This is a genomic window from Streptomyces sp. NPDC025806, assembly GCF_055558275.1.
In genome coordinates this window covers 155731-174864 of sequence record NZ_JBVHMU010000005.1, presented here as the reverse complement: position 1 = coordinate 174864, position 19134 = coordinate 155731, and the positions used below count along the sequence as shown (strand labels likewise).

The 19134-nt window shown below is 73.7% G+C and carries 20 protein-coding genes and 1 pseudogene; 12 read left to right on the top strand and 9 right to left on the bottom strand.

Translation table 11 applies throughout. From position 1 onward, the window contains the following. Together ACZ4E1_RS13490 and ACZ4E1_RS13485 are read right to left on the bottom strand one after the other, a co-directional pair. Complete coding sequence (locus ACZ4E1_RS13490) at nt 1-714, bottom strand: phosphonatase-like hydrolase (protein ID WP_467538869.1); 714 nt, start codon at nt 712-714, stop codon at nt 1-3. Then, a complete protein-coding gene (locus tag ACZ4E1_RS13485) occupies nt 711-1502 on the bottom strand; it encodes a GntR family transcriptional regulator (RefSeq protein WP_467538867.1) in 792 nt (263 codons plus the stop codon). The genes ACZ4E1_RS13490 and ACZ4E1_RS13485 overlap by 4 nt, the downstream gene beginning before the upstream one ends. 128 nt (nt 1503-1630) lie before the next feature. Between ACZ4E1_RS13485 and ACZ4E1_RS13480 the strand changes: the two genes are divergently transcribed. Then, on the top strand, nt 1631-2815 hold the full coding sequence (locus ACZ4E1_RS13480) for a TIGR03364 family FAD-dependent oxidoreductase (RefSeq protein ID WP_467538864.1): 1185 nt from the start codon (nt 1631-1633) through the stop codon (nt 2813-2815). Nucleotides 2816-2916: 101 nt separating this feature from the next. Further along, on the top strand, nt 2917-3300 hold the full coding sequence (locus ACZ4E1_RS13475) for a VOC family protein (RefSeq protein WP_467538862.1): 384 nt from the start codon (nt 2917-2919) through the stop codon (nt 3298-3300). 62 nt (nt 3301-3362) lie between these two features. Here ACZ4E1_RS13475 and ACZ4E1_RS13470 read toward each other — a convergent pair whose 3' ends face one another. Both ACZ4E1_RS13470 and ACZ4E1_RS13465 read right to left on the bottom strand, forming a co-directional pair. Further along, complete coding sequence (locus ACZ4E1_RS13470) at nt 3363-3704, bottom strand: VOC family protein (RefSeq protein WP_399123798.1); 342 nt, start codon at nt 3702-3704, stop codon at nt 3363-3365. A gap of 34 nt (nt 3705-3738) precedes the next feature. Beyond that, nucleotides 3739-3966: a hypothetical protein gene (locus tag ACZ4E1_RS13465; protein ID WP_467538860.1), complete on the bottom strand. Its 228-nt coding sequence runs from the start codon at nt 3964-3966 to the stop codon at nt 3739-3741. Between the two features lie 120 nt (nt 3967-4086). Here ACZ4E1_RS13465 and ACZ4E1_RS13460 point away from each other — a divergent pair, with 120 nt between their 5' ends. The 5 genes and pseudogenes from ACZ4E1_RS13460 (at nt 4087) to otr(A) (ending at nt 9143) form a co-directional block, all read left to right on the top strand. Beyond that, the gene (locus ACZ4E1_RS13460) at nt 4087-4536 is read left to right on the top strand and encodes a pyridoxamine 5'-phosphate oxidase family protein (RefSeq protein ID WP_467538858.1); all 450 of its coding nucleotides are present in this window, start codon (nt 4087-4089) and stop codon (nt 4534-4536) included. Between the two features lie 118 nt (nt 4537-4654). After that, the gene (locus ACZ4E1_RS13455; protein ID WP_467538856.1) at nt 4655-5809 is read left to right on the top strand and encodes a dihydrofolate reductase family protein; all 1155 of its coding nucleotides are present in this window, start codon (nt 4655-4657) and stop codon (nt 5807-5809) included. Between the two features lie 97 nt (nt 5810-5906). Continuing rightward, a complete protein-coding gene (locus ACZ4E1_RS13450; protein WP_399123795.1) occupies nt 5907-6353 on the top strand; it encodes an SPW repeat protein in 447 nt (148 codons plus the stop codon). Nucleotides 6354-6578: 225 nt separating this feature from the next. Next, nucleotides 6579-7035 (top strand): annotated as a pseudogene (locus ACZ4E1_RS13445) (protein-tyrosine phosphatase family protein). Between the two features lie 137 nt (nt 7036-7172). Next, nucleotides 7173-9143 carry a tetracycline resistance ribosomal protection protein Otr(A) gene (gene otr(A) / locus ACZ4E1_RS13440; protein ID WP_467538854.1) on the top strand — a complete coding sequence of 657 codons (1971 nt, stop codon included), beginning with the start codon at nt 7173-7175 and terminating at the stop codon, nt 9141-9143. A 491-nt stretch (nt 9144-9634) separates the two neighbouring features. Here the strand turns inward: otr(A) and ACZ4E1_RS13435 are convergent, their stop codons facing one another. The 3 genes from ACZ4E1_RS13435 to ACZ4E1_RS13425 form a co-directional block, all read right to left on the bottom strand. Beyond that, the gene (locus tag ACZ4E1_RS13435; RefSeq protein WP_467538852.1) at nt 9635-10546 is read right to left on the bottom strand and encodes an SDR family oxidoreductase; all 912 of its coding nucleotides are present in this window, start codon (nt 10544-10546) and stop codon (nt 9635-9637) included. Further along, complete coding sequence (locus ACZ4E1_RS13430) at nt 10543-11160, bottom strand: TetR/AcrR family transcriptional regulator (RefSeq protein ID WP_467538849.1); 618 nt, start codon at nt 11158-11160, stop codon at nt 10543-10545. The genes ACZ4E1_RS13435 and ACZ4E1_RS13430 overlap by 4 nt, the downstream gene beginning before the upstream one ends. Nucleotides 11161-11262: 102 nt before the next feature. Further along, complete coding sequence (locus ACZ4E1_RS13425) at nt 11263-12051, bottom strand: putative protein N(5)-glutamine methyltransferase (protein WP_467538847.1); 789 nt, start codon at nt 12049-12051, stop codon at nt 11263-11265. A gap of 292 nt (nt 12052-12343) precedes the next feature. On the opposite strand from ACZ4E1_RS13425, the gene ACZ4E1_RS13420 reads away from it, so the two are divergent. Further along, the gene (locus ACZ4E1_RS13420; RefSeq protein ID WP_467538845.1) at nt 12344-13153 is read left to right on the top strand and encodes a slipin family protein; all 810 of its coding nucleotides are present in this window, start codon (nt 12344-12346) and stop codon (nt 13151-13153) included. Nucleotides 13154-13164: 11 nt separating this feature from the next. On the opposite strand, the gene ACZ4E1_RS13415 is transcribed toward ACZ4E1_RS13420, so the two are convergent. Beyond that, nucleotides 13165-13620 carry a MarR family winged helix-turn-helix transcriptional regulator gene (locus ACZ4E1_RS13415; protein ID WP_467538842.1) on the bottom strand — a complete coding sequence of 152 codons (456 nt, stop codon included), beginning with the start codon at nt 13618-13620 and terminating at the stop codon, nt 13165-13167. 66 nt (nt 13621-13686) lie between these two features. Beyond that, a complete protein-coding gene (locus ACZ4E1_RS13410) occupies nt 13687-14319 on the bottom strand; it encodes a TetR/AcrR family transcriptional regulator (RefSeq protein WP_467538840.1) in 633 nt (210 codons plus the stop codon). A 142-nt stretch (nt 14320-14461) separates the two neighbouring features. Here ACZ4E1_RS13410 and ACZ4E1_RS13405 point away from each other — a divergent pair, with 142 nt between their 5' ends. From ACZ4E1_RS13405 to ACZ4E1_RS13390, 4 genes are all read left to right on the top strand, one after another. Then, nucleotides 14462-15916 carry a cytochrome P450 gene (locus ACZ4E1_RS13405; RefSeq protein ID WP_467538837.1) on the top strand — a complete coding sequence of 485 codons (1455 nt, stop codon included), beginning with the start codon at nt 14462-14464 and terminating at the stop codon, nt 15914-15916. A 46-nt stretch (nt 15917-15962) separates the two neighbouring features. Further along, a complete protein-coding gene (locus ACZ4E1_RS13400) occupies nt 15963-16202 on the top strand; it encodes a hypothetical protein (RefSeq protein ID WP_467538836.1) in 240 nt (79 codons plus the stop codon). A gap of 62 nt (nt 16203-16264) precedes the next feature. After that, nucleotides 16265-17065: an arylamine N-acetyltransferase family protein gene (locus ACZ4E1_RS13395; protein WP_467538833.1), complete on the top strand. Its 801-nt coding sequence runs from the start codon at nt 16265-16267 to the stop codon at nt 17063-17065. A gap of 130 nt (nt 17066-17195) precedes the next feature. Beyond that, nucleotides 17196-19070 (top strand): DUF2264 domain-containing protein, encoded by a 1875-nt coding sequence (locus ACZ4E1_RS13390; RefSeq protein WP_467538831.1) that lies wholly within the window; start codon nt 17196-17198, stop codon nt 19068-19070. Nucleotides 19071-19134 lie beyond the last annotated feature (64 nt).

Sequence of the window (19134 nt, the reverse complement as noted above, 5' to 3'; positions counted from 1 at the left end):
TCAGGCGCGCGCGGACGTCTCCGGCAGGCCGGGGACGTCCGCGACGCTGTCCAGGACGTGGGAGTGCGGGTGGGCCTCCAGCTGCTCGCGGGTCAGCTGACCGGTGAGCACGCCCACCACGACCCCGGCGCCCGCGTTCGTCCCCGCCTCCAGGTCGACGACGGTGTCCCCGGCGACGAGCACCCGGCGCACGTCGACGACACCGGCCTTCTCCATGGCGCGGTGGATCATGTACGGGGCCGGCCGGCCGCGGAGCACCTCGTCGGAGGTCACGACGGCGTCGAGGTTGCCGCCCTCGCCCGTCGCCCAGCCCAGCGACTCCAGCAGCGGCAGGGCCACGTCGTCGCTGAAGCCCGTGGTGAGCGCGACCTTGATGCCGCGGGCGCGCAGCTCGGCAAGTGCCTTGTCGGCCTGCGCGATCGGCTCCGGCGGCGTCTTCGCGTAGGCCTCGCGCAGATACGCGCGGAACACCTCGTACTGGCGCTCCACGAGCGCGGCGTCGGGCGTGCCGCCACCGATGCGGACGAGCGCGGCGATGGCCTCGCGCTTGTCGGTGCCCATCCAGGTCTGCAGGTCGGTCGCGGCGACGGTCGCTCCGGTCGTCTCGACGGCGTGGCGCAGCGCCTCGTACACGGCGCCGTGCTCCTCGACGGTGGTGCCGGCCATGTCGAAGACGGCGAGCTCGATCGCGGGGGCGGGGGTCTGGGCGGTCACTCGGTTTCCTCACTGGTGGTTCGGTGCGGTGCGGCGTCGGAGGGGTCGCGTCCGGCGACGGTGCGGCCCCCGACGGTGTTCTCGATGGTGAAGGTGGCCATGGCGGGCAGGTAGCGGTCGTCCGCGTACTCGACGGGGGTGCCGTCACGGGTGTGGGCGAGCCTGCGGACGCGCAGCAGCGGCTGCCCGGCCTCGATGCCGAGGAGTCCGGCGTCCTCGGGTCCGGCCGCGATGGCGTCGATGGTGTGCCGGGCGTGGTGGAGGTCGACGCCCCGGGAGGTCAGGGCCTCGTAGACGGATCCGGCGTCGGGGTCGACGGCGAACAGGTGCAGGCCGGCGTCGAGGACGAACGTGGAGCGCTCGATCATGGCGGGCACCCCGTCGAGGTGACGGACCCGGACCAGGTCGACGACGGGCGCGCCCTCGTCCAGGCCGAGCCGGCCCGCGACGTCGGGCAGGGCGCGGCGGCGGGCGACCTCGACGGTGTACTGGCCCGGGGTGCGCCCGATGGAGTGCGCCCACTGCGTGAACGACATCAGGGACGCGAACGGCTGCGAGGGCGCGATCCTGCGGGCCACCGGCGGCCGGCCGCGCCCGCCCACGAGGTGGCCCTCGCCGCGCAGCTGCGCCAGCGCCTGGCGGACCGGTCCGCGCGAGGTGCCGAACTCCTCGCACAGTTGCGCCTCGGTCGGCACGGGCTGCCCCTCGGGCCACTCCCCCGACGCGATCCGCCGCCGGAACTCGGCCCCGAGCCGCTGATGCAGCGGCCCGTCATCACTTATCTTCACAACTCGAAGTCTCGCAGCCCGGTGCCGGGCGAATCAAGGTGAGGCCTGGCGGCCGTCCGGTAAACAGTCGGGAAACTTGTATAGACAACACTTGCCCAAGGTGTGGATCGGTCCGCAGGGTGGTCGGCATGAGCATCGCAACCGCACCCACTCCCGCCCGCTCCTGCCTGCCGGGCACCCGCTCCGACCTCGTGGTCGTCGGCGCGGGCATCGTCGGCCTCGCCCACGCCGTCGAGGCGGTCCGGCGCGGACTGAGCGTCACGATCGTCGAGCGGGACCTGCGGCCGGTCGGCGCGTCCGTCCGCAACTTCGGGCACTGCTGCGTCACGGCCCAGCGCGGGGAGCTGCTCGACCTGGCGCGGCGGTCCCGGACCGGATGGCTGGACGCCGCGGCGAAAGCCGGACTGTGGGCCCCGGAGGCGGGCGCGCTCGTCGTGGCGAGGTCCGCGACCGAACTGGCCGTCCTGGAGGAACTGCGCGACGAGCGGGGCGCCGACGCGGTCCGCATGCAAACCCGCGACGAGGTGGCCGACGCCCTCGGCCGCACCCCGCACGGACGTGAGGATCTGGTCGGCGGCGCCGTGCTCCCCGCCGACCTGCGGGTGAACCCGCGGGAGGCGGCGCCGAAGCTCGCCGCGTGGCTCGCCGCGCAGCCGGGTGTGCACATCGCGTGGGGCACGAACGTCGTCGGCGTCGAGAGCGGCACCGTGCACACCAGCCGGGGCCCGGTGCACGGCGACCAGGTCCTGCTCTGCGTCGGCCACGACCTGGACCGGCTGCGCCCGGCCGAGGCGGAGGCCCACGGCGTCCAGCGCTGCCGTCTGTCGATGGCCCGGATAGCGGCGCCGGCCGGCTTCCGCAGCGACGCGGCGGTCCTCACCGCGACCTCGATGCTGCGCTACGACGGCTTCACCGCGATGCCGTCCGCCACCGCCCTGCGGGACGAAGTGAGCGGGCACGGCGCGGAGTTGCTGGACATCGGCGCCAACGTGATGTTCACGCGGCTGCCCGACGGCACGGTCCTGGTCGGCGACTCGCACGCGTACGACACGACCGAGATCCCCTTCCAGGACGAGGCGACGAACCGCCTGCTGCTGCGCGAGGCGGCCCGGGTCCTCGGGGTCGACCCGGCCGGGGTGCGGGTGACCGAGCGCTGGCAGGGGGTCTACGCGAGCAGCCCGCGCGGCCCGCTCCTGGTCCGTGACCTCGCCCCGGGCGTCCGGGCGCTGACGGTGACGTCCGGCATCGGCATGACGCTGTCCTTCGGACTGGCGGCGGCGACCTTCGACGGGGCGCTGCGAACAACTGTGTGACCGGCGCGGCGGGCGGGTTACGATCGAGACAGCATCGCGTGCCGGTCACCGTCCGGGTGAGGCATGGAGGTGCCGGAGTTGCCTTCTGGAGGCAATCCACCGTGGCCGTACATCTCAACCACACCATCGTCCACTCCCGGGACAACCGGGAGTCCGCCGAGTTTCTGGCAGGCATTCTCGGGCTCGTCGCCGGGGACGGATGGGGCCCCTTCATCCCGCTCGAACTCAGCAACGGCGTGACGCTCGACTTCGCGACCGTCCCGGCCGACTCGATCGTCACCCAGCACTACGCCTTCCTCGTCACCGAGGAGGAGTTCGACGGGACCTTCCGGCGGATCCGGGACGCCGGCATCACGTACTACGCCGATCCGCGCCTCGCGCGACCGGGCGAGATCAACCACAACGACGGGGGCCGCGGGGTCTACTTCGTGGACCCGGCGGGCCACGGGATGGAAGTCATCACGCGCCCGTACGGCGGGTTCTGAGCGATCGGCGCCGAGGCCGGGGCCGGCACCCCGAGGGGGTGCCGGCCCCGGCCGTGCGCGGATCAGTCCTGGAGCACGCCGAACACGTTGCCGTCGGCGTCCTTGAGTTTGGCCACCCGCCGGGTGCCGCCCACCTCGGTCACGTCCTGGACGACCTCCGCGCCCCGGGCGACCAGGGACTCCACCGACTTGGTGATGTCGTCCACGGTCCAGAAGCCGACCGGTGCGGTCATCCCGCTCTTGTGTCCGTTGGGATCGAGCCCGAAATGCTGTCCGGCGACCTCGAAGCCCACGTAGTACGGCTCGTCGACGGCGGGCTGCACGCCGAGCAGTTCCGTGTAGAGGGCCTTGGCCGCGTCGAGATCCCGTACGGGCGTGATGACGGTCTTCTGACCGGTGGTCATGGAACGCTCCTTCGTGAGTGCTTCGGGATCCGTGTCAGCTGAAGTCCGTCATGTGGAGCACGAGGAACACCGTGCCCACGACCAGTGAGGCCACACCCAGCAACCCCAGCGCCAGTGCCGTACGGCGTGCCGGGCGGCAGGCCGTCTCGGCGTCCTCCTGGCGGACCGAGGCCGAACAGGGCAGCACCGCGAGACCGTAGGTCACCAGTCCGGCCGTGCCGACCGTCAGGCCGAGTCCGAGCCATGTCACACCTGCGGACATAAGGGACATGTCTAAGATTCTGGGGCCGCCTCGGCGATCTCGCACTTCCGCCACATGCGTGACCCGCGCACCACCGGTACAACGGGAGGGGCAGCACCGTCCCACGACCGAGGGAGGGCCATGCCGCTCACGCCGGAGCAGCGCGAGGAGTTCCTCGCCGGGACGCATCCCGCGTGCCTCGCGGTCGACGCCCGCGACGGGCGCGGCCCGCTCAACGTCCCGATCTGGTACGCCTACCGGCCCGGCGGCGGCCCGTTCACCGTCGTCACCGGCAGCGACAGCCGCAAGGCGCGCCTGCTGGCCGCCGCGGGCCGGGCCACGCTGCTCGTGCAGCGCGTCGAGCCCACGTTCCGGTACGTGTCGGCGGAGGGCCCGGTGCGGCTGCGCACGGCGACGGCCGAGGACATCGCGGCGATCGTCGGCCGGTATCTGGCCCCGGACGTGGTGGCCACGTACACCGACAACGCGCTGCGCGGATTCGGCCCCGAGGGGGTGGCCCTGGTGGAGCTGCTGCCCGAGCACTGGCTGAGCGCGGACATCGGGGCGAGCCGGACCCATCCGCCGGCCTGAGTCCGAGGCCCGTCCCCGCCTTCGGTCCCGGGCCGCACTCCCCCTGATGGCCGCCGCCGTCCCGAATCCCGGTCTCGATAGGCTCGTTCTCCACGTCCTTCCTGGTCACGGAGCCGCCATGTCCCGCCCCCACGTGCTGCTGTCCGCCGCCGTCTCGCTCGACGGCTGTCTCAACGACACCGGCCCGGAGCGGCTGCTGCTGTCGGGCCCCGAGGACTTCGACCGGGTCGACGCCCTGCGCGCGGCGAGCGACGCGGTGCTCGTCGGGGCGGGCACCCTGCGCGCCGACCGGCCCCGACTGCTCGTCAACTCGGAGCCGCGGCGCGCCCGGCGGGTCGAGGAGGGCCGCCCCGCGTTCCCGCTCAAGGTGACGGTGAGCGCGTCGGGCGCGTTCGACCCGGCGGACCCGTTCTGGACGACGGGCGGCGACCGGCTCGTCTACACGACGGACGAGGGCGCCGGGCGGGCGCGGGAGCGGCTCGGGGCCGCCGCCGAGGTCGTGGCGCTCGGCCCGGCCGTCGACTGGGCGGCGCTCCTCGACGACCTGGGCGGGCGTGGGGTGCGGCGACTGATGGTCGAGGGCGGGGCGCGGGTGCACACCCAGCTGCTGCGGCTCGGCCTCGCGGACGAACTGCGGCTGGCCGTGGCACCCCTGGTCGTGGGCGATCCGGACGCGCCGCGCCTGTTCGGACCCGGCGCCTACCCGGGCGGACCGCGCAGCCGGATGCGGGTCCTCGGCAGCGAGCAGGTCGGGGACGTCATCGTGACGCGGTACGCGCCCACGGTCCCGGGGACCTCGGCGCGGGCCACCCCGGCGGACCGGCACTGGCTGCGGATCGCCTGCGACCTGGCGACGCTGTGCCCGCCGTCGCGGACGGCGTTCAGCGTGGGCGCGGTGGTCGTGGCGGCGGACGGCACCGAGCTGGCCCGCGGCTACTCGCGGGAGGGCGGCGACCCGACCGTGCACGCGGAGGAGGCGGCGCTCGCCAAACTCGGCGCCGACGAGCCGCGCCTGGCCGGGGCCACCGTCTACAGCAGCCTGGAGCCCTGCGCCCGGCGGGCCTCGCGGCCGAAGCCGTGCGCCCGGCTGATCGTGGAGGCCGGTGCGGGCCGGGTGGTGACGGCGTGGCGCGAGCCGGACACGTTCGTGCCGGGCGCGGACGGGATCGGAGTGCTCGCCGCGGCGGGCATCGCGGTCGCGGAGGTGCCCGAGCTCGCCGAGGCCGCCATGATCCCCAACCATCACCTGGTCAACCCGGGTACACATAAGTAACAAATAAGTGCAGAATGGATATGCGCGGCTCTGCCGTCCCGATGGTCGGCCCCACCGCGCGACGCGGTCGGACTCGGTGAAAGAGGAGTCGATTTCCATGGCCGACGTTTCCCATCACAGGGGCGATCTCTCGAGTCACCCCGACGTACACGAAATGCGGGACCGGTACGCACGCATGCTCGGTGGCCGCCAAAGCGCGCTCGTGGACGGGCCGGTGTTCCTGCTCGGCCTCTACTGCGCCATCTCCCCCTGGGTCGTGCACTTCACCGCCAACCAGCCCGTCCTCGCGTCGCACAACCTCGTCATGGGGATCGCGATCGCGCTGCTGGGCCTCGGCTTCACGGTCGCACCTGCCCGGATGTCCGGCCTCAGCGCGGCCATCTGCGCGATGGGCGTGTGGATGATCATCTCCCCCTGGGTCGTGGGTGACAGCCCCGACCGCGGCGTGATCATCAACAACGTCATCATCGGTGGCCTCGCGGTGCTGCTGGGCCTGGCGTGTGTCGGCGTCGCGATGAAGAGCGGACGCGACACCACGACCTAGGCCCGGGCGGGCGAACCAGGACACGAACCCCGTCGCCACACCCGAATCCATCCCCACACACTGATCCGTCTCCCCACGGATCACCGTCACTGATCACAGACACGGATCTCACTCACGGATCCCTCGCACGGACGGAGAACCAGTGGCTGCGGCCCGGAGGGCACGCCCCTCCGGGCCGCAGCCGTTCCCGCCCCTTGGCCCCGTGTCCCGCTCTAGGCTGGCCGCATGGTGACCGAGGACCCCCACCCGACCTGGGACGCGGACGCTCCCGGCGTGCTGCGGCTGCCGTCCGGCCGGCTGGTGCGCGGACGCGGCCTGCGCCACGCACTCCCGGCGGGACCCCCGCCCGCGTACGGCGTCTACCTGCTCGGCGCGCCGCCGGAGCCCGTGGACTGGGAGTCCGACTGGCTGCGCTGGCCCGACTTCCGCCTCCCCGCCGATCCGGCCCGCACCCGCGCCGTCCTCGGCGACGTGCTCCGCCGGAGCTCCGGCGAGCGGGTCGAGCTCGCCTGCCTGGGCGGGCGCGGCAGGACGGGGGACGGCGCTCGCCTGTCTGGCGGTCCTGGACGGCGTGCCCGCGGCCGAGGCCGTCGCCTATGTGCGCCGGCACTACGACCCCCGTGCGGTGGAGACGCCCTGGCAGAAGCGGTACGTACGGAAGTTCGGGGCCCCGCGAAAATGAGTTGCGGCCCGCCCCCGCCCTTCGGGCACCATGGGCCGGTCACCGACCCCGCTTGATCTGGAGCACCCGAATGCGCCGATTCCTCGAAGCAGTTCAGCGCCCCCGCCGGACGAACACTTTCGAGGACTCGACCTTCCATGCAGCCCCAGCAGCTCCGCTCCACCCTGAACATCGGGATCGTCGCCCACGTCGACGCCGGTAAGACCAGCCTGACCGAGCGGCTCCTTTTCGACACGGGCACCATCGACCGGCTCGGCAGCGTCGACGCCGGGGACACCCGCACCGACACCGGCGCCATCGAGCGACAGCGCGGTATCACGATCCGCTCCGCCGTCGCGTCGTTCACCGTCGGCGACACCCGGATCAACCTCATCGACACCCCGGGACACAGCGACTTCATCGCCGAGGTCGAGCGCGCGCTCGACGTGCTCGACGGGGCCGTCCTGCTCGTCTCCGCGGTGGAGGGCGTGCAGGCCCAGACCCGCCTGCTCCTCAAGACGCTGCGGCGGCTCGGCCTGCCCACGCTGATCTTCGTCAACAAGGTCGACCGGGCCGGGGCACGGATCGCCCCGCTGCTCGACGACATCCGGCGCCGGCTCACTCCGCACGTGGTGCCGCTGGCGGACGTGCGCGCGGAGGGGACTCCGGGCGCCCGCGTCGTGGCCCGCTCGCTGGACGACCCGGCGGTGCGGGAGGCCGCCGCGCTGACCCTCGCCGAGGTCGACGACGACCTGCTCGCGGCGCTCGTCGACGGGCCCGCGCCGAGCGCCGCGACCGTCCGCGCGACCCTCGCGGCACGGACCGCGCGGGGACAGGTCCATCCGCTGCTGCTCGGCTCCGCGCTCGGCGGGCAGGGAGTCGGCCGGCTGCTGTCCGCCGTACGGGAGTTCCTGCCGCCCGCGCCGGTCGCGGAGACCGGCGACGGCCCCTCGGGCACCGTGTTCGCCGTGCACCGGGGACCCGCCGGGGAACGGATCGCACAGCTGCGGATGTACGCGGGCGAGCTGCGGGCCCGCCAGGACGTGACCCTGCTGCGGCCCGACGCGGACGGGGGCACCGAGCGCCGGCCCGGGCGGATCACCGGGCTGCGGGTCGTCGGGTCGGATACCGCGTCCGGCGACGGGCCGGCGGTGGCCGGGCCGGGGCAGATCGCCGAGGTGCGGGGGCTGCACGGGGTCCGGGTCGGTGACCGGCTCGGGGCGCCGCGGGCCGGGCGGGTGCGGTTCGCTCCGCCGACGCTCGCATCGGTCGTGCGGGCGGTCCGGCCCGGCCAGGGGGCGGCGCTGCGGGCCGCGCTGCTCGATCTGGCCGACCAGGATCCGCTGATCCACGCCCGGGCCGCCGACGACGGCGCGACCGCGCTGCTCCTGTACGGGGAGGTGCAGAAGGAGGTGCTCGCGGCCACGCTGGCGCAGGAGTTCGGCATCGAGACCGTCTTCGAGCCGAGCCGGATCCGGTGCGTGGAACGCCCCGCCGGGGTGGGGGCGGCCGTCGAGGAGATGGGGCCGCACAGCACGACACGGCTGCCCGCGACCGTCGGGCTCCGGGTCGAACCGGGGCCGCGGGGCTCCGGGCGCGTCTTCTCGTACGAGACGGAGCTGGGGGCGCTCCCCCGGGCCTTTCACCAGGCGATCGCCGAGACGGTGGAGGGCGTGCTGGCAGGACGGGGCGGCCCGCACGGCTGGCCCGTGACGGACTGCCGGGTCACCTTGACGCACTCGGGCTTCAACTCGGTGCTGAGCGTGGCCGGGGACTTCCGCGTGGTCACGGAGCTGGTGGTGCGGCGGGCGCTGGAGCGGGCCGGGACGGAGGTGTTCGAGCCGGTGCACACCTTCGAGGTCGAGGTACCCCTGGAGACGCTGGCCGCGGTGACCGGGACACTGGCCGGCCTCGGTGCCTCGTTCCGGGACACCGTCGGGGGCCGGGATTCATGGGTCGTCCGGGGAGAGATCGTGGCGCGCCGGGTGCGAGAGATCGAGATGGCCCTGCCCGGACTCACGCACGGCGAGGGCGTCTGGTGGTCCGACGTCTCGGGCGACCGAGCCGTGGACATCCCCACAGCGGGCACGGGCCCCGGCCTCCCGGCCCGGACACCGACCGCACCGTGACCGGTGGGGTGAGGGGGCGCGGTCATCCGGCGCCTCGGGGCGGAACGTGACCGTCCCGCTTCCCGGGGGACCAAGACGTAGACGTCCACGTCGCCCACATCGGCCTCCCGCCCCGGACACCGACCGCGCCCTGACCGGTGGGGTGCGGGGGTGCGGTCATCCGGCGCCTCGGAGGCGGAGCGTGACCGTCACGCCTCTCGGCCCGGACGCCAGCCGCACCGGGATTCATGGAACGAGGGGCGTGGTCCTGCGTCTCCGATGGGGCCGAGACGGAGCTGCTCGGGTGATGCCGTGACGGCCAGCCGGATCGGACGAGGATCGTCGGCCGGCTCGCTGGTCGCGCCACCGAAGCGCTCGCGGGTCTCACGGGGGCGACGGCCTCGCGCGGCCTCGGGGAACTGGCCCACCACGAGGCCAGGTCCCCGGGGGCACCCTGACCGCAGCCTGCGTTCTGTGGCTGCGCGGCACGTGGTGGCGGTGGGCGGCGCAGGTCACAGCGGGTCGCCGAGCGGGCCGTGCTCTTCTTCCAGGGCTTCGGCCCAGTGCGCAGGCCAGTCCGGCTGCGTCCCGTCCGCGTCGGTGAACCCGTACTCCTTGTACAGGCCCCATGTGGCCAGGGCCTGCCCGGTCCTGGCCAGGACGTCGGGGTCGGCGGCCAGGGCTGCGACGGCGCGTCCCAGGTAGGCCGGGGTTTCGGAGGCGGCGAAGTTCGGGTCCTTGGCGGCGCCGTCCCGCCAGTTGGCCTCGGTGACGCCGAAGCCCTCCAGCATGGCCTCGGAGCGCAGGAAGCCGGGTGTGACGGCCACGGCCGCGACGCCGTGCTCCTTCAGTTCGGCGGCCTGGGCCACGGCGAGCCGGATGACCGCCGACTTGGCGAGGTCGTAGAAGAACGAGCCCCGGTAACGGGCGGTGTTGCCGTCGGTGACCTCCACCACCAGACCGCTGCCCCGGGCGACCATCAGCGGGAGGGCGAACCGGCTGGTGATCACATGGGTCTCCACCGCCTGCCGCAGCAACCGGAGTCCGGTGTCGAGGTCCTGCTCCCACAGCGGGTGCGCCCAGTCGGTCAAGGGGTCCCCGCCCCATACGGAGTTGACGAGGACGTCGAGCCGCCCGTCCTGTTCGGCCGCGATCCGCTCGACCAGGGCGCGGACCTCGTCCGGGCGGCTGTGGTCGGTGCGGACGGGAATGCCGAGGCCTCCGGCGTCGGTGACCAGGCCGGCGGTCTCCTCGATGGTCTCGGGGCGGTCCAGGTCCGAGCGTCCGGCGGCGCTGCTGCGACCGGTGACGTACACCGTCGCACCGGCGGCGCCGAGCTCGACGGCGATGCCGCGGCCGCCGCCCCGGGTGCCGCCGGCGACCAGGGCCACCTTGCCGGTCAGCGGCCGTGCGTTGCTCGTCATGATTCCTCCGGGTCGTGGCCGTGGTGGTGCGGGCGATGCGGGTCCAGCACGAGGGCGAGCTCCCGCCGCAGGCGCTGGTCGAGGGTGCCCCGGCGATCGAGGGCCCAGGTCAGGCCCGTACCGGAGGCGATCGCCTGGACGGTTCCGGCCAGGGCGGCGACGTCCGTCCCGGCGCGTAGCTCGCCGGATTCCAGGGCCTCGGCGAACAGTTCCCCGACGGCGCGGCCCCGGGCGAGGTGGATGGCCAGGGCGTGCGCGTGGAACTCCGGGTCCGTGAGGTCGATGCACAGGAACGCCAGGTGGTTGGCGAAGGTCTCGGGCGTCGCCATCGCGGCCATCGGCTCCACGACCAGCGCCGTGAGCGCCTCCAGCGCCGACGCGTGGTGCTCGCGTACGGTCCCGGGCAGCGCGGCGGCGTCCCTCGCGGAACGCTCGGCGAGGGCCAGGAGCAGTCCGCGCTTGGAGCCGAACCGCTGCACGAGGGTGCCGGGCACGAGTCCCACCTCCCGTGCCACGGCGGCCAGGGTCAGGCCGACCGGGCCGACCCGGCCGATCACGTCGGCTGCCGCCCGCAGGATCACCGCGTCGTCGACACCGCGAGGACGTCCCGCCATCACTGTTCCCCTCTCCGGCATCCATTAATAAATGTCCGTTCATTCATTAAAGGGCCCGGACAGCCGCGCGGCAAGACCCGCGCGGCGTCATCCGCGGCCGGGTCAGTGCGCGGTGGCCATGATCACGGTCGCCGCGAGGTCCTCGTCCTCGGCGAGCGTGGGGGCGAGGCCCGCTTCCCTGACCGCCCGCAGGGCCGCGTCCGACTGCCGGGCACTGGTCTCCATGAACGCGCGCCCGCCGGGGGACAGCCAGGCGCGGGCCTCCACGGCCACCCGGCGCAGGATGTCCAGGCCGTCGGCCCCGCCGTCGAGGGCCATGCGGCGCTCGTGGTCGCGGGCCTCGGGCGGGAGCAGGGGGATGTCCTCGGTGGGGACGTAGGGGCCGTTGGCGATGAGGATGTCGACGCGGCCGGCCAGGGACCGGGGCAGCGGGTCGTACAGGTCGCCCTCGTGGACCTCGCCGCCCAGCGGGGCGAGGTTGCGGCGGGCGCAGCGCACCGCCGCCGGATCGAGGTCCGCGGCGACGAGCTGCGCGGGGCGACGCCCGGCGAGAAACGCGGCGACGGCACCCGTGCCGCAGCACAGATCCACGACGACGGCCCCGGCGGGCATGTGGGCCGCGGCCTGACGGGCCAGGAACTCGGTGCGGCGGCGCGGCACGAAGACGCCGGGATCGACCTCGACGCGCAGACCGCAGAACTCGGCCCAGCCGACGACGTGCTCCAGGGGGAGCCCGGCGGCGCGGCGCTCCACCATGGCGGAGAGTTCGGCGCCGTCGCGGGCGGTGGACAGCAGGACGCGCGCTTCGTCCTCGGCGAAGACGCAGCCGGCGGCGCGCAGCGCGGACACCACCGGGGCGGCTTCGGGCAGCAGGAGGAGCGGATCAGACATGGAAAAGCGTGACCTCTCGGGAAGCCGATGGGGCTCCCGGCCGCCGCGCCGCCGTCGGACCGCTCAGCGGGAGCGGACGCGGCGCACGGCGGGAGGCGGGAGCTCCCGACCTGACACTGCGGTGATCGGACCCACCTCCTCGTTCTCTCGTTCACGGCCTGTACGGCCCCGTCACATTACCGCACCGCTCCCCCGCCCACCGGGGAAGCCACCGCCCGCACGACCCTCGCCGCGCCGCCCCTGGCGGGCATATCGTTGGCTGAGGGGACCTTTCGGACGCCTGGGGGCAGTCATGGTCCAGGAACTCGTCGTGGCGGGTGCGGCGGCGGTGTCCGCCTGCATGGTGTACGTGGCGGCAGCGGCCCGCGTGGTGAAGCAGTACGAGCGCGGCGTCGTGTTCCGGCTCGGCAGACTGTCCGGCGGGGTCCGCGAGCCCGGGTTCACGATGGTCGTGCCCGGCGTCGACCGGCTGCGCAAGGTGAACATGCAGATCGTCACGATGCCGGTGCCGGCCCAGGAAGGGATCACGCGGGACAACGTGACGGTGCGCGTCGACGCCGTCGTCTACTTCAAGGTCATCGACGCGGCGAACGCGGTGATCGAGGTCGAGGACTACCGGTTCGCGGTCTCGCAGATGGCGCAGACCTCGCTGCGGTCCATCATCGGCAAGAGCGACCTCGACGATCTCCTGTCGAACCGGGAGAAGCTGAACCAGGGTCTGGAGCTGATGATCGACAGTCCGGCGATCGGGTGGGGTGTGCAGATCGACCGGGTGGAGATCAAGGACGTGTCGCTGCCCGACACCATGAAGCGGTCGATGGCCCGGCAGGCCGAGGCCGACCGGGAGCGCCGGGCGCGGGTCATCAACGCGGACGCGGAGCTGCAGGCCTCGAAGAAGCTCGCCGAGGCCGCGGCCCAGATGGCGGAGCAGCCCGCCGCGCTCCAGCTGAGGCTGCTCCAGACCGTGGTCGCCGTCGCGGCCGAGAAGAACTCGACGCTGGTGCTGCCGTTCCCGGTGGAGCTGCTGCGGTTCCTGGAGCGGGCGCAGCAGCAACAGCCGCCGTCCGCGCAGCAGTCGCCGCCGCCGGAGGTCGAACCGTAGGGCGCCGGACGCTACGTGCCGGTGAGCCGTTCCATCAGGGTGATCGCCTCGGCGAGGGTGCGGCGCTCGTCCGCGTCGAGCGCGGCGTCGACCGCCGCGGCGAGCCAGCCGTGCTTGGCGGCGCGGACCGCGTCGAGCACGGCGCGGCCCTCGTCGGTCACCGAGACGACCGACTGCCGTCCGTCCTCCGGGTCGGGCGCGCGGGACACGAGGCCGCGGTCCTCCAGCGCGCCGACGGTGAGCCGCATGGACTGGGGGCGTACGTACTCGCCGCGGGCGAGCGCGGCGGTCGTCGCGGGGCCTTCCACGGCGAGCCGGGCCAGGACGGTGCGCTGGGTCGGGGTGAGGAGACTGTCCGGCGACGCGGTGCGCAGGCGGCGGGCCAGCCGGCCCACGGCGGTCGCGAGGTCGGCGGCGATCCGCTCGGTGGGCGGGTCCTCGGCCGTGCGGCCCTGCGTTCCTGGCATGCACTCACCGTACGAGGCGGATGCGCGGCCTCACAAGCCGCGCCACCTGCGACGCGGCGGGCGGGGTCAGCCGGCGGCGATCGCCCCGAGCAGGGTGCGCGCGCACAGGTCGCGGACGTGGGCGCGGGGCAGTTCGGGCCGGTCGAGCCAGTCCAGACAGACGGCGACGAGGAACGCGAGCCAGCCGCGGACGGCGATGCCGAGCGTGTCGGGCGCGGGGAGCCGGTCGGCGAGGTGCGGGTCGGCGGCGAGGGCGGCCCTGATCTGCGCCTCGTGCGCGGCGAGGCCCTCGCGGTAGACGGCGCGCACGGTCGGGTCGCCGGCCGCCTCGGCGCGGTGGAAGGCGCGGAAGCCCTCGGCGTGGGTGGCGACGTAGTCGAGGAAGGTGTCGAGTCCGGTGCCCAGTTGGTCGAGGACGGGGACGCCGGGGACGGCGGCGGTCAGCCGCAGCATGCGCGCGCTCTCGCGCCGGACGACGGCCGCGAAGAAGTCCCGTTTCGTCGGGAAGTAGTGGTAGAGCAGCCCGCGCGAGACGCCGGCGATCTCGGCGACCTGCTCGATCCACACATCGTCGTACGGGTGCTGGGCGAAGAGCCGCGCCCCGACGCCGAGCAGTTGCTCGCGCCGCTCCTCAGTGCTGAGCCGGCGGCGCGTGGTGCGCTCTCCCGACGTGCCCGTTCCCCCTCGGTCCGTCGCCATGGACGGCACTCTACTGCGGCTTCGCCCCTTTACTTGACGTGAGTTCAACAACAGGCCCAGACTGTGGCGCATTATTGAATCCACGTCTAACAAGGTGCTCGGGTCCGGTCAACGGACGGTCGGCGCAAGGGAGATGGGCACGATGGCGCAGGTGACTCAGGCGCCCGGCGGTGTGCTGCCGCGGGGTTTTCGCAGTGCCGAGCAGGGGTGGCCGCGCCTGGACCGGATTCCGCACCCGTCGCGCCGGGTGCCGCTGATCGGTGACGTGGTGGGGGCGAACGTCCGCACGCCGATCCAGGACTCGATGCGGATCGCGGCCGAGCTGGGCCCGATCTTCCGGCGCAAGGGCTTCGGCAAGGAGATCGTCTTCGTCTGGGGCGCCGATCTCGCGGCGGAGCTCGCGGACGAGTCCCGGTTCGCCAAGCACGTCGGGCTCGGGGTCGCCAATCTGCGTCCGCTGGCGGGCGACGGCCTGTTCACGGCGTACAACCACGAGCCGAACTGGCAGCTGGCGCACGACGTCCTGGCCCCCGGGTTCAGCCGGGACGCGATGGCCGGATACCACCCGCTGATGCTCGATGTGGCGGGTCGGCTGATGAGCGCGTGGGACGCGAGCGAGGCGGCGGGCCGCAGCGTGGACGTGCCGGTCGACATGACGAAGCTGACGCTGGAGACGATCGCCCGGACCGGGTTCGGGTACGACTTCGGCTCGTTCGAGCGGGACTTCGACAAGGAAGGCCCGCACCCGTTCATCTCGGCGATGGTGGGCGCCCTCTCGTTCGCCCAGCGGCGCAACGTGGTGCCGCCGCTCCTCTCGGTGCTGCTGCGGGGCGCGGAGCGGCGCAATGCGGCGGACCGCGCCTATCTGAACCGTACGGTAGACGAGGTGATCGCGGCCCGCCGCGCGTCCGGCGACGGTCCGGGCGATCTCCTGGACCGGATGCTGGAGGTGGCGCATCCAGAGACGGGTGAGCGGCTCACGCCCGAGAACATCCGACGGCAGGTGATCACGTTCCTGGTCGCCGGGCACGAGACGACGTCGGGCGCGCTGTCGTTCGCGCTGCACTATCTCGCGCAGCACCCGGACGTCCTCGCGAAGGCGCGGGACGAGGTCGACCGGGTGTGGGGCGACGTGGAGGTGCCGGCGTACGAGCAGGTGGCGAAGCTGCGGTATCTGCGGCGGGTGCTGGACGAGTCGCTGCGGCTGTGGCCGACGGCGCCCGCGTTCGCGCGCGAGGCGGTCACGGACACCACGCTGGGCGGGGTGCATCCGATGCGGCGCGGGGCGTGGGCGCTGGTCCTGACGACGATGCTGCACCGTGATCCGGCGGCGTGGGGCGAGAATCCGGAGGCCTTCGATCCGGAGCGGTTCGCGCCGCAGGCTGTGCGGGCCCGTCCGGGCCACGTGTTCAAGCCCTTCGGCACGGGGGCGCGGGCCTGCATCGGCCGTCAGTTCGCGCTGCACGAGGCGACGTTGGTGCTCGGGCTGCTGCTGCGCCGCTACGACCTGGCGCCGGAGCCGGGTTACCGGCTGCGGATCGCGGAGCGGCTGACGCTGATGCCGCAGGGCCTTCGACTGCACCTCACGCGCCGCTGACCTGCGCCGGGGCGGGATTGTCAGTGCCGTGCGCAAGAGTGGGGGCATGAACGGGACGACGAACCTCGGGCAGCGGACGACACACCACGAGCGGGCGGCCGCACAGGCGTTACTGCGCCTCACGCACACGGCGCGGGCCGCGCTGTGCGGCACGGAGCCACCGGACACGGCGTCGGTGCTCGCCGTGCCGATCGAGGAGGCCGACGAGGCGCTGCGGCGCGCGGGCCTCGCGGGCAACGAGGCGTGGCTGCTGGAGCGGATCTACGGGCTGGACGCGGCATCGTGATCTGCGGAGCGCGCACGGCGTCGGTCTCCCCCGTGGTGCGGAAGGTCGGTGACACTGGCCGGATGGAAGATCAGTGGGATCCGGGCCGTGTCGACGCCTACCTGCACCGCATCGGGGCCGAGCGCCCCGCCGCGCCCACCGCGCAGGCTCTGCGCGCGTTGCAGTACGCGCATCTGCGCACCGTGCCGTTCGAGAACCTGTCGGTGCATCTGGGCGAGGACGTGTCGCTCGACCCCGGGGCCTTGTTCGCCAAGGTCGTCGACCGGCGACGCGGCGGCTTCTGCTACGAACTGAACGGGGCGTTCGCGGCGCTGCTCGACGCGCTGGGCTTCGAGGTGACGCTGCTGCAGGCGCGGGTGGCACGCGAGGGCGGCGGCTTCGGCATCCCGTACGACCATCTGGCCCTGCGGGTGCGGACCACGGAGGGGACGGACTGGCTGGCCGACGTCGGGTTCGGCGCGCTCAGCCACTATCCGTTGCGGTTCGACGAGCGCGGCGACCAGGCGGACCCGGGCGGCGTCTTCCGCGTCGAGGAGGCCGCCGGGGGCGATCTGCTGCTGCGCTGCGACGGGGTGCCGCAGTATCTGCTCGACCTGCGGCCCCGGGCGCTGGCGGACTTCGAGGTGGGGGCCTGGTACCACCGGACCTCGCCCGCCTCGCGGTTCACCCGCTCCCTGGTCTGCTCGCTGCTCACCGAGGAGGGCCGGATCACGCTCACCGGCCGCACGCTGAAGACCACGTCGGGCGAGGGGCGCGTCGAGGTGGTGCTGCCCTCCGACGCCGCCGTGCTCGACGCGTACGCCCGGCACTTCGGCATCGCGCTCGACCGGATCCCGCCGGAACCGGCGCCGTCAGGGGACTGACCTGCGGCGCCGCCGCCTGGTTATGCTGCGCGCCGGAGCTCTCCGGCACCCCGGGCGACCGTCCCGTCTCCTGCCTCGCGTGCGACGCGGGAGTTCCTTCCGTACGACGCGAGAGGCTGGCGTTCCCCGTATGACGATCCCGTTCGAACTGCCGCAGGAAGACCGGGAGTTGAGCCAGGTCACGGGCTACACCCGGGCGCACTGGGAGGCCGTCGCCGACGGGCTGCTCGGCGCGGCCTGGCGCTGGGCGACCCCGCGCGGCGCGCTGCTCGACCTGCCGGGGGCACCGTCCGTGTCCGGGGTCCGTTCGGACGGTCTCGAAGGGTACGCGCGCACGTTCCTCGCGGCCGGGTTCCGGGTCGCGGGCGCCGAGGGCAAGGATCCGCACGGCTGGCTCGACCGGTACGCGCAAGGGCTCGCCGCGGGCACCGCGACGCCGGGCCAGGACGACGCCGAGTCGTGGCCGCTGATCCTGGACCATCACGTGCAGGGCCAGCCGATGGTGGAGTCGGCATCGGTCGCGCTCGGTCTGGCACTGACCCGGCCCTGGCTGTGGGACCGGCTCGACGACGGGGTGCGGGACCGGACCGAGGCCTGGCTGCGCGGGGCGCTCACGCACACGCCCGCGCCGAACAACTGGTACCTCTTCCCGTTCACGGTCGCCTCGTTCCTGGAGTCGGTGGGCCGCGGTGACGCCGTCACGGCGCGGGCCCGGGAGCGCGCGCTCGACCTGATGGAGACCTGGTACCGGGGCGACGGCTGGTACGCGGACGGGGACGGGCGGTCCTTCGACCACTACAACGGGTGGGCCCTGCACCTGTATCCGATGCTGCACGCCCATCTGTCGGACGACACGGAGCTGCTGGAACGGTTCGGGCCGCGGCTGCGGGAACATCTGGAGGGCTTCTCGCTGCTGTTCGGAGGCGACGGGGCGCCGGTGCACTTCGGGCGGTCGCTGACGTACCGGTTCGCGGCGACGGCGGCCATCGGCGTGGGCGCGCTCACGGGACACACGCCGCTGTCCCCCGGTGCGTCGCGGCGGCTGGCGAGCGGGAGCCTGCGGTACTTCCTCGACCGCGGCGCCGTCACGGACCAGGGCCTGCTGAGCCTCGGCTGGCACGGTCCGCACGCGGCCACGCTGCAGAACTACTCGGGGCCCGCGTCCCCGTACTGGGCGTCGAAGGGGTTCGTGGCGCTCCTCGCGCCCGCGGGCCATCCGTTGTGGACGGCGCGGGAGGAGGCGGCGCCGAGCGAGGGCCCCGACCGGGTGCTCGCGCTGCCCGCGCCGGGTCTGCTCGTGCAGTCGACCGGCGCCGACGGGATCGTGCGGCTGCACAACCACGGCAGCGACCAGATCCCGCCGCACGCGGGCGAGGTCGCGTCCCAGGAGGACGCCCACTACAGCCGGCACGCGTACTCCACGCACACCGGCCCGACCTCGCTCACGAACATCCCCGACAACCACCTGTCGGTGGAGATCGGCGGGGCCCGCAGTGTCCGCCGCCGTATCCAGCCGCTCGGCGCGGGGCACGGGGACGGCTGGGGCTGGGCGGCGTCCTGGCACCGCCCGGTGTTCCCGGCCGGCGCCCCGATGGTGCCCGGGCTGCGCGTGGAGAGCGTGACCGTGGCCCGGGGCCGGCACGAGCTGCGCGTGCACCGGGTCGTCGGCGCCCCACACGGCGCGCACGTCTCGCTGACCGGCTGGGCCACGGACGCGCTCCCCTCGGAACTGACCGGCCTGCACGGCTGGCAGGAGCGCGACGCGATACGGGCACCGCAGGGCACGGCGTACGAGCCGTGGGTACGGGTGCCTCGCCTCGGGGCGCCGGTCGAGGGCACCCGGGTCTTCGCGGCCCTGGCTTCCCTGGGCGGGTCGGCCGACGGTGTCGTGTCACCGGACGCCGTGTCCGAGGTGACGTACACGGACGGCGAGCTACGGGTCGCCTGGTCGGACGGCCCGACGACCGCGATCACCTTCACGCCGCTGACCGTGCGCTGCGAGTGAGTTCGGGGCCGGCGGCCGGGATTCGGCGATCCGCGATGTGTAGCCGGCGGTCGCCGGTCAACGA